This is a genomic window from Haloarcula sp. CBA1129 (genome assembly GCF_008729015.1).
Taxonomy (GTDB): domain Archaea; phylum Halobacteriota; class Halobacteria; order Halobacteriales; family Haloarculaceae; genus Haloarcula.
The window spans coordinates 1,202,322-1,217,740 of the sequence record NZ_RKSM01000001.1 but is presented as its reverse complement, the minus strand read 5'-3'; the positions used below and the strand labels follow the sequence as shown (position 1 = coordinate 1,217,740).

Sequence of the window (15,419 nt, the reverse complement as noted above, 5' to 3'; positions counted from 1 at the left end):
AAGGCGATAACGCAGTGAAAACCATCGCAGTCGGGGGCGTGTTGCTGTTCCTGAGTGTACTGGTGATCCCGGCGGTTTTCGTGTTCGGCTACATCGTCCGAGCACTGCGGGGGGTCATGGACGGCGACACGACGCCGCCGACGTTCGATGCGTGGGAGGATCTGGGGATGGACGGTCTGAAGGCCCTCGCCATCGTGCTGGTGTACTCACTGCTCCCGTCGACGATTGTCGCGGCGGTCCTGTTCATCTCCGTGTTCACATTCGGGTCCGGCAGCGACACGATCTTCAGCGGTCTGGTCGCGGGCCTAGTATTTGCGGTGGTCGCGCTCGGAACACTCGCTCTGTCTCTGGCAGCGGTGTACGCGGTGCCGGCGGCTATCGTCGCGTACGTCCGCACTGACAGTGTCAGCGCAGCGTTCGCACCGAACGAACTCCGGCCGCTTCTGTTCAGTCGCACCTACGCCACCGGCTGGCTGGTCGGGTTTGCCATCAGCCTGATCGCAGGCATCGTCGTGGGCGTCCTCAACGCTACTGTCGTGGGGGCAATCTTGGCTCCGTTCGTGGTGTTTTACGCCTACGTCGCGGGCACCTACGCCATCGGGACAGCCGTCAGAGACGTGCCGGCCGTCGGACCCGAGTCTGAAACGCCCACCGCAGGCTCGGCTGCCTGACCGACCCGTTGCACCGAGCCGATAACCTCTCTCGTTCTACCTGCGCGCAGAATGGCAGAACACTTGTGTCCCTGAAGCGGACGCTCAAGTATGCAAATACAGAGTCAGGAGACCACCGCCGAAGGGGCAGAACGCATCGAGGTGGTCCCCGAGACGCTGGACGACCTCTGGCATCTCTCGTACGTCATCGAGCCGGGGGACCTCGTCTCCGGCGATACGACGCGGCGCATCCAGCGCAACGACGACAATCTCCGGGACAAAGGCGGCGAGCGCGAGCCGATGTGGATTCAGATCGAGGTCACCGACGTGGAGTTCGCGAAGTTCGCCAACCGCCTCCGTGTCGGCGGCGAAATCGTCGACTGCTCACGGGAGGACCAACTGGGCTTTCACCACACGCTCAACGTCGAGGAACACACCGAACTCACCGTCGAGAAACACCTCAAGCCCGATCAGGCCGACCGTCTGGAGGAGGCTGTCGAAGCGACGGAGAACCCCGACGTGGCCATCGCCACTGTCGAAGAGGGCGAGGCCCACGTCCACACCGTCGCCCAGTACGGCACCGAGGAACGGGCGACCATCACCTCGACGACCGGCAAGGGCGAGTACGCCCGCCCCCGGAAGGAACTGTTCGACGAACTGGCGTCCGTCCTCAAACGCCAAGACGTAGACGCCTACATCCTCGCCGGCCCGGGCTTTACCAAGCAGGACGCGCTCGACCACTTTCAGGACGAGATTCCCGAGATAGCCGAACAGATTACCGTCGTGGACACGTCTGCTGTCGGCGACCGAGGCGTCCACGAAGTGCTCAAACGCGGCGCTGTCGAAGACGTCCAACAGCAGACCCGCATCGCCGAGGAGGCGGACTACATCGACGAGCTGATGGAGCGCATCGGCTCTGGCTCCGAAGTCGCCTACGGCCCAGAGGAAGTCGCCAAGGCAGCCGACTACGGTGCTATCGAAACGCTGCTCGTGCTCGACGAGCGGCTCCGACTGGAGCGGGCCGGCGAAGGCGACTGGGACATCGACGTCGACCAGATCATCGAGACAACAGAGCAGAAGGGCGGCGATGTGACTGTCTTTTCGGCGGAGTTCGCGCCCGGACAGCAGCTTTCGAACCTCGGCGGTGTTGCGGCGCTGCTGCGCTACCGATTAGACTGAGGCCGCGTGTCCACGATGTGTGTCTGCTCTCGGTGAAACTCCCGAAACCGTTTTTTCGCTTGCTCTCTATTGCTATGTAGTTCCAATGTCTGCGAGGAGTGGCTGATATGTCGTTCGAAGAGCAACAAGACTTTGCCAGACAGGTCGCCGACCTGAACAAGTACGGTCAGGCGCTCAATCGGTGCGAGTCCGTCGATGAAGTCGTCTCGCTCACACTCGAAGCGATGTCGCTGCTGTTCGAGTTCTCCTACTCTACGTTCGTCGAGGTCCGCGACGACGATCTCCGCGTCGTCCACAGCACGAACCCGAATCTCGTGCAGGGAGAGCCACCGAGTGACTTGGCTCGACGGGCTCAGGAGGCCGGCGAGACGCTCGTCGAACAGGGCGCTGAAGCCGCTGTCACGGCCGACTCGGACGTGACGGGTGCGCTGGCTGTCCCGGCCCGGATGGGCGATGAGGTGACTGCGGTGCTAGTCACACGGTCCCAGACCGTCACGGAGTTCGGGGACGAGTACGTCAGACCGATGGAAATTCTCGCAACGCACGCCGCAACGGCCATCTCCAATATCCGATCCCGCGAACGGCTAGAACGGGCACACCGCGATCTAGAACGGCGAAAGGAGATGATCGAGATGTACGACCGACTCCTCCGCCACGATCTGGGTAACGATCTGCAGGTCATCGCCGGGTTCGCCGATGTCGTCGCAGGACAGGTCGACGGCCAGACCGAGGAGTACGCCGGCAAGATCCAGCGCGCGGCCGAGAGCGCTGCCGACCTCATCCAGCGCGTCGGCGACCTCGTCTCGACGCTGGAAGCACAGGACAACCCGGAGCCACAGGACCTTGCGACGGTCCTCGGGGACACAGTTCGGGATGTCAGAGCCAACTACGAGCCACTGACCATTGCCTTCGAGCCATCAGACTTCGAGTATCAGGTGTACGGCGGCGACCTGCTTGACTCGGTGTTCACGAACATCATGTCTAACGCAGCGGTCCACAACGAGGGCAAAGTCAATATGCAGGTGTCGCCGGCCGACGTCAGCCCCGCCGAGGTTACCGTCTGTTTCGCCGACGACGGAGCCGGTGTCTCTCCGGACCTGCGTGAAGATATCTTCGAGATGGGAGTCAAGGGACAGGAGAGTCCGGGGACCGGCTTCGGTCTCGGGTTCGTTCGCGCACTAACCGAATCCTACGGCGGTAGCGTCAGCGTGGCCGAGAGCGACGCAGGCGGGGCCGAGTTCCGCGTCACGCTCGAACGCGTCTAGCTGACAGTTATCGTCAGGCCGTCCTCAGCGAACTGCACGTCACCGTCGTAGCTGTCGGCTATCGAGTCGAGCATCTCCTCGTGTCGCCCCTCGGTGTGAGGGTATAGGTGCGTGAGGTACACGCGGCCGACCTCGGCGTCGGCATCCCGGAGCGTCTCGCCGAGTGTCTTCGGCGTCGGGTGGTTCGAAACGTCCACGTCGTCCGGGAACGAGCAGTCGTGGACGAGTACGGCCGACCCGTCGGCGAATTCGACGAGGTCCGTGAACGCCTCAGAGTCAGCACCGAGCGTGATCACCGGACCGTCATCGACGGAGAGCCGGTAAGCGAAACACTGCATCGAGTGGCGCGTCTCGCAGGTGTCGCCGCTGAATCCAGCCAACTCGAACGGCCCGCCATCGAGGTCCCTGAGCGTCAGGTCCAGACGGTCCTGCATATAGTCGTGTGTTTCGAGCAGGCTCTGAATCAGGTCGCTCGTTCCCGGTGGGCCCGCGATTGTGAGTTCTGTTTCGCCGGCCAGCCAGCGGGCCTTCAGCAGCACATCGAGGTCCGAAACGTGGTCCAGATGATGGTGGGTCAGCAACACGGTGTCGACCCCCTCATAACCCGTCTCTGTCTGGGCCAGCGAATGTAACACGCCGCTGCCACAGTCGACGAGCAACCGGCTTCCGTCACGCTCTAGCAGATAGCCGGACTGCATTCGAGAGCCGGTCGGCATGGCGCTGCCGGTACCGAGAAACGTGAGACGCATACCGGACGACAGCGAGCGCACGGACAAAGGGTTGGCGTCTGGGGGAACACTGGCGGGGAGACCACCAGGGAGCGTCAGCGGAGTGAGGGCGGTGGCCGTCGGCGGGGACGGGACCAGGGCGGCGTCCCACAGGGGAGGTCACCCGTCGACGGCGCAGTTCATGCTTTGGACGGGGATAGCAAAAATTCACCCGTGGCTCAAAAACCGTTTTAACCGAACCACGCCTGCGACAAAACCGCGAAACGGAGCGGGAGACACTTGTGCGAGCGCGACGAGAAGCGAGTATGAAGAAATCACTTGACGAACACGCCGAGCGGTTCTCCGAACACGCTGACGCGTACGACGAGGACCAAGATTCGGCGGCGTATCGCGCCTGCGTCGACTTCGTTGTCGAGCACACGGCCCCCGAACCCGACGACGTAGTGCTCGACCTCGGCACGGGGACCGGCGCGATTGCGTTCGCGCTCGCGCCCGACGCGCGGGAGGTTGTCGGCCGCGACATCAGTGACGGGATGCTGGACAAAGCCCGGGAGAAGGCCGACGAGCAGGGCGTCGAGAACGTTGCTTTCGGCGACGGCCGCTTCCGCGCTCCGAACGTCGACCGCGCGGTGGATATCGTTACGTCGAACTTCGCGATGCACCACCTCGGCGACGACGAGAAGCGCGAGGCTATCGACACCATCGCCGCCCTCGGGCCGCGCCGCATCGTCCTCGGTGACGTGATGCTGTTCGGCGACGACGACCCTGACGCACCGTTTTACAGCCCAGAAGTCGACGACCCAGCGACAGTCGGCGTCCTTGCCGACGCCTTCACCGACGCCGGCTACGCGCTGACAGCCGTCGAGATGGTCACAGAACAGGCGGGCGTGCTGGTCGCCGAACAGGTCGACGCCGACTGACGCGGCCGGACTGCGAAGCCGGCTCAGCGGTAGTTTCTGTACGCCCAAACCGAGACGTACAGGGTCAGGACCAGCAGTCCACCGAGGAAGAAGGCGACGCCGGGCGCAAGCTCGAAACCGCCGCTGGCCGCGGCGTCGGTCGTCAGTTGCCGCGCCTGTTCGGTCATCATTTCGGCCGGCGTATCGGCTTTCGAGGCCGGTGTAGCCTCCGGGACCGGTGTGGCTTCCGGGGCCGGCGTGGTCTCTGGCGTCTCCGTCACCTCGGCTATCTGGAACCCGCTGTCGTCCGACGCTGTCGGGGTTGGCGTGGGGTCGGCCGTCGCGGCTGTTTGATTCGCTGCGTCTAGGCTCTCTGCGTCTCTGCTGCCCTGTCCACCGTCACCGGCGGTTCCCGCGCCGCTACCGGCTCCCGAACTCCCGAATTGGATCGGGAACTGTCCGAGCAGGAGTTGGAGCATGACGCTGGCGGCGGTCAGAATACCGACGACGGGCAGGACGCGGCGGACGAGCGAGCGCAGCGACCGCTTGCGCTCCTGAGTCCCGACGAACAACACCAGCGGGTCCTCTGGGGGCTCGTACACCTTCATCTCTTGACCTTTCTCGGAGTACTGGACCCCAGCGACGGCGATGAGCTCCTCGTCTTCCAGTTTCTCCAGATGATACGAGACCTTCTGTATCGACATATCGAGTCGGTCGGCCAGTTCGGAGGGCGTCCCCGGTTCCTCGTACACCGTGTTGAGTATCTCTCTGGCCGTTTCCGAAGAGAGGGCGTCGAGTACGGCTGAGACGTCTTCGTCGACCCCGACGACCTGTAGCTCCCCGTCCTGTGAGGTGCTCGTGTCGGGACCGCGGGAGGGCAGCAACGACATATGTTCGGTTCACTGCCGCCCAGCGTAATGAATCTCGTGGAACCACATAGATCCATTTGTGTCTCTACGCCCGCTCCGAGGTTCGATGAACGAGATGCCCCCGGCCACGACAGGGCGACACTTGGGACAAGATCGGCTCGCTTGTCTCCCGTTCCAGTCACGGACGCCACCGCAGCCGGTGAGAACGGGGGTCGTGAGGCGGTCGCGTCGGTCTGCTCCGCGTCGGGATGGCGGAACCCACTTGCCGCGGCGGTCCTACTGGTCGGTAAGAGCCGACAATGGGAGGACGCGAGCGTCTCGCAGCCACCGACCCGAGTTTCGACCCGGAAGCGGTCGACATCGACGACGAGGAGGTGCTTTCCCGTCTCGCACCCGTCGTTCAGGAGTGGTGGGTCGAGCAGTTCGGCGAGTTCGTCCCCGGCAACGGCGGCTTCTTCACACCGCCACAGAAGGAAGCTATCCCGCTCATCCACGAAGGCGAGAACGCCCTCATCTGCGCGCCGACGGGGAGCGGTAAGACGCTGGCCTCCTTTACCGGCATCATCAACGAACTGTTCGGCAAGGCCCGCGATGACGAACTGGAGAACTCCGTCTACTGCCTGTACGTCTCGCCGCTGAAATCGCTCGCCAACGACATCCACCGGAACCTCGGACAGCCACTGGACGGTATCACGGCGAAACTCGACGAGCGCGGCGAGGACGTGGAAATCAGGCACGCAATCCGGCACGGCGACACTAGCGACAGCGAGCGACAGGCGATGCTTGAGACGACGCCCCACATCCTCAACACGACGCCGGAAACGCTGGCGATTCTGCTGAACTCCCCGAAATTCAAGAAAAAGCTCGAAACCATCGAGTACGTCATCGTCGACGAGATCCACAGCCTCGCCGAGAACAAGCGCGGGACCCACCTCTCCGTGTCGCTGGAACGGCTGGAAGAGATGGTCGAGGAATCGCCCACACGAATCGGCTGTTCGGCGACCGTCGAGCCACTGGACACCGTCGCGGAGTTTCTGGTCGGCCGCGAGGAACCCGGCGGCGACCCCCGCGACTACGAGATCGTGGACACGCGCTTCGCCCGCGACTTCGACATGGAGCTGTCCTGTCCGGCCGACGACCTCATCAACACGCCGCGGGACATCGTCACCGAGCGGTTCTACAAACAGCTCCACGAGCACGTCCAGTCCCATACGAACACGCTCGTGTTCACGAACACCCGCTCGGGGGCCGAGCGCGTCCTGCATAACCTCCGCGAGAAGTTCGACGACTACGACGAGTCAAACTCCGGCTGTCATCACGGGTCGCTCTCGAAGGAGAAGCGCCGCGACATCGAGGAGTCGCTGAAGGCCGGCACGCTCGATGTGGTGACGACCTCGACCAGTCTGGAACTGGGCATCGACATGCCCCACATCGACCTCGTGGTGCAAGTCGGGTCGCCGAAATCCGTCGCCGCGTTGCTCCAGCGCATCGGCCGCGCCGGCCACCAGCTCGGCGAGACCGTCGAGGGTCGCGTCATCGCGCTGGACCGCGACGAACTGGTCGAGTGCGCGGTGATGCTCGAAAAGGCCGAGCGGGGCTTCGTCGACCGCGTGTTCATCCCCGAGAACGCACAGGACGTGGCAACCCAGCAAATCTACGGTATGGCTATCAACGACGTTCGGCCTGAGGAAACGTTCAACGGCGTCCTTCGGCGGGCCTACCCGTACCGGAACTACGGCGACGAGGACTGGGAGCAACTGATGCGGTATATGACTGCCGACTACCCGGGGATGGAGGACAAGAACGTCTACGCGAAAATCTGGCGTGACACGAACGACGCGCCTGACGGGGAGCACCACTACGAGGATTTCGATGTGGGTCAGCCGCTCATCGGCAAGCGCGGCCGGCTCGCACGGGTCATCTACATGACGAACATTGGGACGATTCCGGACTCTTTCACGTGTGATGTCGTGACCCGCAGCGACGACAGCTGGGTCGGCCAGCTCGACGAATCCTATCTCGACACGCTGGAGAAAGGGGACGTGTTCGTACTCGGCGGGGACAACTTCGAGTACCGCTACCGCCGCGGGTCGAAGGTGTACGTCGACCGGACCGCCGCCCGCCCGACGGTCCCGTCGTGGTTCTCCGAACGCCTCCCCCTCTCCTATGACCTCGGCCGGGAAATTCTGGACTTTCAGGGACAGCTACTGGACCGGCTGGCCGATGGGGGGATGTCGGAAGTTCGGAACTGGCTCCGAGAGTTCCCCGTCGACGAGAACAGCGTCCGGGCCATCGCGCGGATGTTCCGCGAGCAGGTGGCCTACGCCGGCCCGGACAGCGTGGCGACGACCGACCGCCTCGTCATCGAGGAGACGCTGGACCACGACGAGTACGAGCGCCACTACCACGTCCACTCGAACTACGGTCGGCGGTTCAACGACGGCTTCTCGCGGCTACTGGCGTACCACATCGCCCGGGCGGCCAGCGCCAACGTGCAGGTCGCCGTCGCCGACAACGGCTTCACGCTCTCGATGCCGCTGAACCGCAAGGTCGACATCGCGCGGATTGTCCGTGATATCGACCCCGAAACGGCCCGCGAGGACCTGCAGGCCAGCCTCAACGGGACCGACCTCCTCCAGCGGTACTTCCGCATCAACGCCACGCGCTCGCTGATGATCCTCAAACGCTACAAGGGCTACGAGAAGTCAGCCAGCGAACAGCAGGTCTCCTCGGAGATGTTGCTCGGGTTCGCCGAGGACCTCGGCGACTTCGCCGTTGTCGAGGAGACCTATCGCGAGATTCTGGAGGACAAGCTCAACGTTGCCGGCATCGAGTCCGTCCTGCGTGCGATGCAGGACGGCGACGTGGACGTGGTCCGGACCCGCGTCGACTCGCCGTCACCGCGCGCCTTCGGACTCGCGACGCTGATGGCCAGCGACGTAGTGCTCGCCGAGGACGAGTCGGCTGTCCTGCAGGAGTTCCACCAGCGCGTGCTGGACGAGATTTCAGACGGCGACGCCGAGGACAGCGCCGTTGCCACCGACGACTGAGCGTCGCCGAAACCGCGCTCACTGTTCGGAGGGTGAACGGCAGGGCCACTCGGACCACAATCCGCTCCCCGTGCGGACCGGGACTGTTCCAATTTCGCCCCGCAGCCAAACCGTTAATCCGCGGCCGGCCCCTGAATTGGGATATATGGAGTCGCTCCACCCGCGAGTGAGGCTGCTGTGGGTCCTGTCGACGGTCATCCAGGCATCGGTGCTTGGGGTCATCGCCTACCTCGTCGACCGCTTTGCGGTCGCACTGCCACAGACGGTCATCGTCGGCGGCTGGCTTGTGCTGGTGTTACTCGGCGTCGCTCACGCTATCGCCGCCCACCGAATCTGGCGCTTTGACCTGCAGGACGACGCACTCTTTCTCCTCCGTGGCGTCGTGACCCGGACCGACACGTCCGTCCCGTACGTCCGCGTCCAGCACGTCGACACGACGCGCGGCCCAGTAGAGCGCGCTGTCGGGCTGGCGAGCGTCGTCGTCTACACCGCTGGGACCCGCGGCGCGGACATCACGATTCCCGGACTGCGCCCTGAGCGGGCCACCGAACTGCGCGAACAGCTCCGTGACCTCGCGAACGAGAGCGAGGCCACGGACGCGGTATGAACCGGCTCCACCCGCGAAGTGCGGTCCTGCGAGTCGCCAGAGCAGCGCTGCAAGGCGGCTTCTTCGGATTTTTCGGGGGCTCACTCGGGACCGGAATGTTCGGACTGCCGGCGTTCGCGGTTCCGCTGCTTGGCCTGCTCGGCGCACTGACCTTTAGCGGCTACGCGCTGGCGCGCTACCTTCGTTTTCGCTACGAACTTGCTGGCGACACGCTCACTGTCGAATCCGGCGTCTTCGCCAGACAGTCCCGCCAGATTCCGCTGGGCCGCGTCCAGAACCTTGACATCGAGCAGAATATCCTCAACCGCCTGCTCGGACTCGCAATCGTCCGCTTCGAGACGGCCGGTGGCAGCGCGACGGAAGCCACGCTGGACGCAGTCGACGAGGCCGAAGTCAAACGCCTGCGGAACTACGTGCGGACCCACGACCGAGACGAGGCCGCCGAGACGCAGGCGGCCACCTCCGATGCAGTGTCTGAGACTGCGACATCTGGCCACTCGGCCCATGCCGACCTTCCCGGCGTGACCGGTCCCACACCGACACACACCGGCGACGCACAGACGGCGGGTGACTTCGGTGACTCGGCTTCGACCTCGGACACAGTGGAGCGCGACCAGCCGGACGGGTCGCTGTTGTTCGCGTTCGACCAGCGTGAACTTCTGACGTACGCACTCGTCTCTGTCCGGCCGGCCGCCCCGGTTCTGACGCTCGCGTCGCTCCCGCTGGGGATGGACATCGTCTGGACTGTGCTGCGGTTCAACGCCGGTCTCGTCGGGGCGTCGCTGAATGGCCCGGTGATACGGTGGCTACTTGGGTCGCCCGAAACCTCACGGCTCGCTGTCTTTGCTGCACTCTCTCTCGTCCAGTTCCTCCTGCTCGCACTGGTCGTCAGCGTGGCCCTGACAGTCATCGAGTACTACGGCTTCCAACTCACGCAGGCTGACGGCGACCTCCGGTACGAGCGGGGGCTGTTGCGCCGCTATAGCGGTAACATCCCGCTGGAGAAGGTCCAGACAGTCACTATCCGCGAGAACGTCCTGATGCGGCAGTTCGGCTACGCGACGCTGGCCGTCGAGACGGCCGGCTACAGCGGCGGCAATCAACAGTCAACGCAGGGTGTCGCCGTGCCTCTCGCCCCCCGTGAGGAGGTGTACGAACTGGCCCGCGACATCGAGCCGTTCGGCGACCTCGACTTCGACCGGTCACCGAAACGCGCCCGCCGACGGTATCTCGCCCGTTTCTCGCTGGCGGCGACCGGCCTCACCGCGGTCGCCTACGCCGTCGACTCGCTAGTGCTTGAGACTGGCTACTGGTGGCTTGTGGCCCTCCTTTTCCTCACCGTTGTGCCGGCGGCCCACCTCCGCTGGCGACACCGCGGGTTCGACCTAGGCGAGTCGGTGCTGGCGACCCGAAGCGGCTTCTGGCGGCGGACGACGCGTGTCGTCCCGTATTACCGGCTCCAGACCGTGTTCGTCACCCGCTCGCCGTTCCAGCGCCGCCGCGACTTGGCGACCGTCGGAGCCGACACGGCGAGTTCGTCGAGCCTGCTCGGCGGCGTCGCTCGGGTGTACGACATCGACGAGGACACCGCAACAGAACTCAGAGACACGCTGCGAGAACGCCTCACCGCACACATCGCTTCGCGGCGGCGCGGGGAGTCAGCGGCTGACGAAACGGCGAGCGGCGAGGGGAGTTAACCCCGTGCCCACTCGACCATCCGGCCGTACACCTCGTCCGTCGCCAGCGCGTCGTCGTCGCCGACGAGGACGAGCGCCTTCTTCGCTCGGGTGAGGGCGACGTTGATGCGCCGGTAATCCTCGAAGATCGGGCTGTCGAGCGTCCCAGTGGCGACAAAGGAGATGACGATGACCTCCTTGCTCGACCCTTGGAACCGGTCGACCGTGTCGACGGTCACGTCGGGCAGGCGCTTCGAGATCTCCGCGACCTGCGCGCGGTACGGCGCGATGACGCCGATATCGTCGGCCGGAACCCCTGCGGAGCGGTACGACGCCACTATCTCGGCGATGCGGTCGGCCTCGACGGGGTTCGTGTTACCGACCTGACTTCCGCCGGGGTCGACGAACGCCACGCGGTCCCGGAGTCCCTCGGGCAAGCTCGCTGTCGAGACGCCGTCGAGGTCATCGAGCCGCTGAGCGGCCACTTCGCCGGTCGCGGGCCGCAGTTGTCCGTCGTAGAACTCCCGTGAGGCGAAGGCTTGGATGTGCTGGGCCATCCGGTACTGGCGGTCCAGCATCACACCCGCGTCTGGGTGGGCGTCGATGAGCCGCTCGAACAGCGAGGCCGACAGCGTCTCGTCCTCGGACTGGACCACGGGCGGCAACTGCTGGTGGTCGCCGACGAGCACGAACCGGTCGGCGAGCGTCGTCGCCGCCAGCGTCCCCGGTTCGGTGAGCTGGCCGGCCTCGTCGACGACCGCGACATCGAACTCCTGTGTCTGGAGCGTGCTCCCGCCGCAGGTGGCCGTCGTCGCCGCGACGACCTGCGCGTTCTGGAGTCGGTTTGCACATTCACCGGGGTCGCCGCTGGTCTCCAGCCGGTAGGTCTGCATATCCTCGCGGACGCCGCTCTCCGTGCCGACGCGGACGATGTCAGTGTACCCCTGCTCTTCCAGCGCCTCCAGCAGATTGTCGACGGCGCGGTTGGTAAAGGCCGAGAGCAGGACCCGGTCACCTCGGTCTACCAAAGCCCGGACCATCCGCGCCAGCGTGTAGGTCTTGCCCGTCCCCGGCGGGCCGTGGACGAGCGCGAACTCTTCCGCGCCGACAGCCAACTGGACCGCTTCGTTCTGGGCGTCGTTGTTGTCGATGAACGTCTCCTCGACCGGATTGAACTCCGGTTCGCGTCGCCCAAACAGCACGTCTTTCTGTTCGGGTGACTGGAGGAGCACGGCGTCGTGCAGCGCGTTCTGGAGCCGGTCGGTCGTCAGCTCGGAGGGGTAGACGTCGAGCCGGCGGAGGTCGAGCGGTTCGTCGGCCGTGACGACGATTTCGTCGCCGAGACGTTCCACGCGGGCCAGTTCGGCATTACCGGTCACCGGGTCACCGTCGCTGGCGAGCACGAGGCTCCCCTCGCGAATCTTCGAGACGGCCCCGGTCCCTGTCGCGCGGAGTTCCCAGCGGCCGCCGTCGAGTTCCGTGCGGCCAGTCGGTTCGAGGCCGATGAGTGCACGGTCGTTGTCGGCGCGTTCCTCGGGCGTCTGCTCCCAGAGCTTCGCGTACTCGCGGTGGACGGCTCGGCGCTCAGCCTCGATGGCCGTGTAGAATCGCTCGAAGTAGTCCAGTTCCTCGTCGGGTACCGCTCGGCCGACCGTTCCGGCCTTGGATTCCTGATTGAGCCGACCGGAGACGGCCATACAGGTGTCCTGTTCGAAGCAGTACTCGCATTTCGCGTTGGCCTCGTAGCCCGTCGGCACGCCCGAGTCGTACTCCATGGCCGCGATTTCGTTGCGGGTCCGGACGACGTAGTTCAACAGCCCACTGCCGATGGAGAACTCCTTGGCCGGCGAGAGATCGCCGCTCTCCTCGGTGCGGTCCACAGCCGCGTTCTTCGTGTAGAGGAGCGTGCCGGTGTCCGGGGCTGCGTCGACGGCGCTGCCAACACCCGCGGCGCGTTCACCCAGCATCAGCGCGTAGGCGGTAGCCTGAATCTTGTCTTGGAACCGCGGCTCCCGCTTGGTGTTTTTCCCCGTCTTGAGTTCGACGGGCATCCCGCGCCGGACGGCGTCGGCCCGCCCTTTCATCCCGAACCGCTCGGAGATGAGCGTCATCTCTGAGCGCCACTCGTCTGTTTCAGTGAGTGTTCCCTGCTGCAGCCACCCCTGAATAGCCGACGCGTGGTCGCGCACGTCGCCGGCGACCTCGTCGGCCTCGCGGCCAAGCAGCCCGATGTCGAGGCCGGCGGCGTCGACCTGTTCCTCGATAGCGGTGTCGAGGTCACGCCCACGAAGTAGGTCCCCGAACACTTCGTGGACGACGGTCCCTTTCACCAGCGGGTAGGCGTGGTCCGCGCCGTCGAGTTTCCGGAGGTAGTACATCCGCGGGCACTGCACCCACGCCCGGATGTCGGTCACGTCGACGAGAAAGTCCGGCTGGACGACGAGCGTGGCGTCGCCGCCGACGGAGTACTGCTGTTCGCCCTGGTACTCGCGCTCGTCGGGGTTGTAGACGGCAATTTCCATCCCTGTCTCGATGACTTCGGCGTTCTCGCTCCATTTGCCCCAGAGCGTGACCGTCGTCGGCTCGCCAGCCCCGCGGTCGGGGCGTATCGTCACCTCACAGAGGTCGCTCTCGCCGTACTGTGTGTTCACCGTCTTCGGCTCCTCGACGTCGACGACGACGCCGCGAACGCGGTCGGCGCTCATCGTTTGGCCCTCCCCTGTTGCACGGCAAAAGCCACGGGACGGCCCCTCAAAAGTCGTTCGTGCCGCGGCTCATTCGCTGTTTGTGTCGGCATCGGACTCCGTGTCAGCGGCGTATTCTTCCAGTGTTTCCAGTGATACGTCTTCGAGTACGTCCTCGCTCGTCGCTTCGAGGTTCACCGGCGGCGCTTTGCCTGCCTCGTGGGCCTCTATCCAGCGCGGGACACAGACACACCAGTTGTCACCGGGGTCGAGGCCCGGAAAGTTCAGCTCCGGCCGCGGCGTCACGAGGTCGTTACCCTGTGCCTTGCTGTACTCCAGAAACTCCGCCGTCATCACCGCACAGATTTCGTGCCGCCCCGGGTCGCGCTGGAGCGGGTAACAGTAGCCGTCGCGCATGAACCCCGTTTCCGGGTCCATCGAACAGAGGGCCAGCTCCTCGCCGAGGACGTTGCGTTCGCTTTCCATACCACGTCTGGCTGTTCCGTAGAGTAAAGGCGTTCGCCTATGCTGCTCGTTTCCCGGCTGTCACGCCGCTCTCATCAGCTGCGACTGTGCCACTCAGGACCGATGGGTTCATTCTGACCCAGACCGAACGGGAGACTGACAATGCGCGTTCGTGACTGGCAGGACATTCTCGAAGACGTGATGGAGAGCAACGCCAATCCGGGGGACTGGCGTGCCGTCGGGGGCGACCGCGCGAACGGTATCGGCGAGGATATCTACTTCGGTCACCCTGACGCTGGCGTCTATCAGCTCAAGACCTACGCCAAGAACCCCTTCGAGGTACAGGGCGTCGGATCTCAGGTGGCCCGCCGCATCGACGAGGACATCGACCCACTGTTTCCAAACGACGGCTCGGGCATCTTCGGCGTCCAGCAGGGACCAGAGGACGAGGACGACGCCAAGGAAAAGGCAAAGAACCTCGAAACGGTGCTTGAGACCCATGCGGACGTACCCACGTCGCCGCAAGCGCTGCTAGAGGACATGATGGACGCGATGGACTCCCCGGCCTACGGCCCGATGGAGTTCGATCACCACGACCGGCCCGACCAGATGAGCGACCTCACGGAGACGTTCGAGGAGGCGGAGGAGCTACTCGACGCGGAGTTCGAGGACGTTATCGAGGAAGACGTAGAACGGGGCTTCTACTGATGCCCGAACGGTCACGCCTTATCTGTTCCGGGGGTCGCTGATGGTCGGCCCATCGATGACGGATGCCGATCGGCAACGCTTTCTTCGATACACGCAGGTCGGGTTCGCGCTTCTCATCGGCGTCTCGATGGGGCTGGTGACGCTGTACGGCGGTGCCGGACTGCTGACCGTACTCGGAATTTTCGTTGGCGGAACCGTTGCCGGCGGTGCGCTTGCGTGGTATATCATCCCGGAGAGCATCGCAGAGACGCCGTACGAGTCGTTCGATAGGGGACCGAAACCCGGCGCGCGAACGAAACAGCGCCGGCAGAAAAACGACGGCTCCGGACAGCGGGCATCCGACGACGACGGCAGACTCTCGCAGAACCGCGATTAGAGGAAGTCGTCCTGCATCGCTGGGTCCTGCTGTTCGGAGGCCGTCTGGTCGAAAATCTCTTCATCAAGCGTCTCGGTCTCTTCCGTCGTGGTGTTGTAGGCCGAAATCCCTCGCTTCAGGAGGTCTTCGACGGCCTGATCACGGTTGAGGAACTCGCCTTGCTCGACGAGTCGCTGGATGTCCGAGTCGACCTGGTCCGGAAGTGACACCTTGATCTTGCTCACACTTGCGGCCTATACTGTTCGGACATAAAAACCCACCCC

The 15,419-nt window shown here is 64.6% G+C and carries 14 protein-coding genes; 9 read left to right on the top strand and 5 right to left on the bottom strand.

From position 1 onward, the window contains the following. Positions 1-14: 14 nt before the first annotated feature. The 3 genes from Har1129_RS06090 to Har1129_RS06080 all read left to right on the top strand — a co-directional run bounded on the left by Har1129_RS06090 (position 15) and on the right by Har1129_RS06080 (position 3,094). On the top strand, positions 15-671 hold the full coding sequence (locus Har1129_RS06090; protein ID WP_225307773.1) for a DUF4013 domain-containing protein: 657 nt from the start codon (positions 15-17) through the stop codon (positions 669-671). Between the two features lie 90 nt (positions 672-761). After that, positions 762-1,829 (top strand): mRNA surveillance protein pelota, encoded by a 1,068-nt coding sequence (locus Har1129_RS06085; RefSeq protein ID WP_151099849.1) that lies wholly within the window; start codon positions 762-764, stop codon positions 1,827-1,829. 107 nt (positions 1,830-1,936) lie between these two features. Next, complete coding sequence (locus tag Har1129_RS06080) at positions 1,937-3,094, top strand: ATP-binding protein (RefSeq protein WP_151099848.1); 1,158 nt, start codon at positions 1,937-1,939, stop codon at positions 3,092-3,094. On the opposite strand, the gene Har1129_RS06075 is transcribed toward Har1129_RS06080, so the two are convergent. Continuing rightward, on the bottom strand, positions 3,091-3,843 hold the full coding sequence (locus Har1129_RS06075) for an MBL fold metallo-hydrolase (protein ID WP_151099847.1): 753 nt from the start codon (positions 3,841-3,843) through the stop codon (positions 3,091-3,093). The two genes, Har1129_RS06080 and Har1129_RS06075, sit on opposite strands and share 4 nt — an antisense overlap. A 284-nt stretch (positions 3,844-4,127) precedes the next feature. Between Har1129_RS06075 and Har1129_RS06070 the strand changes: the two genes are divergently transcribed. Continuing rightward, positions 4,128-4,742 carry a class I SAM-dependent methyltransferase gene (locus tag Har1129_RS06070; RefSeq protein ID WP_151099846.1) on the top strand — a complete coding sequence of 205 codons (615 nt, stop codon included), beginning with the start codon at positions 4,128-4,130 and terminating at the stop codon, positions 4,740-4,742. Positions 4,743-4,765: 23 nt separating this feature from the next. Here Har1129_RS06070 and Har1129_RS06065 read toward each other — a convergent pair whose 3' ends face one another. After that, a complete protein-coding gene (locus Har1129_RS06065) occupies positions 4,766-5,611 on the bottom strand; it encodes a winged helix-turn-helix domain-containing protein (RefSeq protein WP_151099845.1) in 846 nt (281 codons plus the stop codon). 278 nt (positions 5,612-5,889) lie between these two features. On the opposite strand from Har1129_RS06065, the gene Har1129_RS06060 reads away from it, so the two are divergent. The 3 genes from Har1129_RS06060 to Har1129_RS06050 all read left to right on the top strand — a co-directional run bounded on the left by Har1129_RS06060 (position 5,890) and on the right by Har1129_RS06050 (position 10,944). Next, positions 5,890-8,640, top strand: coding sequence for an ATP-dependent helicase (locus Har1129_RS06060; protein ID WP_151099844.1), 2,751 nt, complete (start codon positions 5,890-5,892; stop codon positions 8,638-8,640). Positions 8,641-8,785: 145 nt separating this feature from the next. Next, positions 8,786-9,247 (top strand): PH domain-containing protein, encoded by a 462-nt coding sequence (locus Har1129_RS06055; RefSeq protein WP_151099843.1) that lies wholly within the window; start codon positions 8,786-8,788, stop codon positions 9,245-9,247. After that, complete coding sequence (locus tag Har1129_RS06050) at positions 9,244-10,944, top strand: PH domain-containing protein (RefSeq protein ID WP_151099842.1); 1,701 nt, start codon at positions 9,244-9,246, stop codon at positions 10,942-10,944. Before Har1129_RS06055 ends, Har1129_RS06050 begins: the two co-directional genes overlap by 4 nt. Here Har1129_RS06050 and Har1129_RS06045 read toward each other — a convergent pair. After that, positions 10,941-13,628, bottom strand: a complete 2,688-nt coding sequence (locus Har1129_RS06045; protein ID WP_151099841.1) for an AAA domain-containing protein — start codon at positions 13,626-13,628, stop codon at positions 10,941-10,943. The two genes, Har1129_RS06050 and Har1129_RS06045, sit on opposite strands and share 4 nt — an antisense overlap. A 69-nt stretch (positions 13,629-13,697) precedes the next feature. Continuing rightward, complete coding sequence (locus Har1129_RS06040; RefSeq protein ID WP_151099840.1) at positions 13,698-14,093, bottom strand: DUF2237 family protein; 396 nt, start codon at positions 14,091-14,093, stop codon at positions 13,698-13,700. A gap of 141 nt (positions 14,094-14,234) precedes the next feature. On the opposite strand from Har1129_RS06040, the gene Har1129_RS06035 reads away from it, so the two are divergent. Next, positions 14,235-14,780, top strand: a complete 546-nt coding sequence (locus tag Har1129_RS06035; RefSeq protein ID WP_151099839.1) for a hypothetical protein — start codon at positions 14,235-14,237, stop codon at positions 14,778-14,780. A 40-nt stretch (positions 14,781-14,820) separates the two neighbouring features. Then, positions 14,821-15,156 carry a hypothetical protein gene (locus Har1129_RS06030; protein WP_151099838.1) on the top strand — a complete coding sequence of 112 codons (336 nt, stop codon included), beginning with the start codon at positions 14,821-14,823 and terminating at the stop codon, positions 15,154-15,156. On the opposite strand, the gene Har1129_RS06025 is transcribed toward Har1129_RS06030, so the two are convergent. Next, positions 15,153-15,380, bottom strand: coding sequence for a ribbon-helix-helix domain-containing protein (locus tag Har1129_RS06025; protein WP_004518043.1), 228 nt, complete (start codon positions 15,378-15,380; stop codon positions 15,153-15,155). The two genes, Har1129_RS06030 and Har1129_RS06025, sit on opposite strands and share 4 nt — an antisense overlap. Positions 15,381-15,419 lie beyond the last annotated feature (39 nt).

What these genes read in the sequence shown, in the direction of transcription:
- Har1129_RS06055 (WP_151099843.1), top strand. Translation starts at nt 8,786, where the DNA reads ATGGAGTCGCTCCACCCGCGAGTGAGGCTGCTGTGGGTCCTGTCGACG.
- Har1129_RS06040 (WP_151099840.1), bottom strand. Translation starts at nt 14,093, where the DNA reads ATGGAAAGCGAACGCAACGTCCTCGGCGAGGAGCTGGCCCTCTGTTCG.
- Har1129_RS06045 (WP_151099841.1), bottom strand. Translation starts at nt 13,628, where the DNA reads ATGAGCGCCGACCGCGTTCGCGGCGTCGTCGTCGACGTCGAGGAGCCG.
- Har1129_RS06075 (WP_151099847.1), bottom strand. Translation starts at nt 3,843, where the DNA reads ATGCGTCTCACGTTTCTCGGTACCGGCAGCGCCATGCCGACCGGCTCT.
- Har1129_RS06070 (WP_151099846.1), top strand. Translation starts at nt 4,128, where the DNA reads ATGAAGAAATCACTTGACGAACACGCCGAGCGGTTCTCCGAACACGCT.
- Har1129_RS06065 (WP_151099845.1), bottom strand. Translation starts at nt 5,611, where the DNA reads ATGTCGTTGCTGCCCTCCCGCGGTCCCGACACGAGCACCTCACAGGAC.
- Har1129_RS06060 (WP_151099844.1), top strand. Translation starts at nt 5,890, where the DNA reads ATGGGAGGACGCGAGCGTCTCGCAGCCACCGACCCGAGTTTCGACCCG.
- Har1129_RS06050 (WP_151099842.1), top strand. Translation starts at nt 9,244, where the DNA reads ATGAACCGGCTCCACCCGCGAAGTGCGGTCCTGCGAGTCGCCAGAGCA.
- Har1129_RS06080 (WP_151099848.1), top strand. Translation starts at nt 1,937, where the DNA reads ATGTCGTTCGAAGAGCAACAAGACTTTGCCAGACAGGTCGCCGACCTG.
- Har1129_RS06085 (WP_151099849.1), top strand. Translation starts at nt 762, where the DNA reads ATGCAAATACAGAGTCAGGAGACCACCGCCGAAGGGGCAGAACGCATC.
- Har1129_RS06030 (WP_151099838.1), top strand. Translation starts at nt 14,821, where the DNA reads ATGGTCGGCCCATCGATGACGGATGCCGATCGGCAACGCTTTCTTCGA.
- Har1129_RS06035 (WP_151099839.1), top strand. Translation starts at nt 14,235, where the DNA reads ATGCGCGTTCGTGACTGGCAGGACATTCTCGAAGACGTGATGGAGAGC.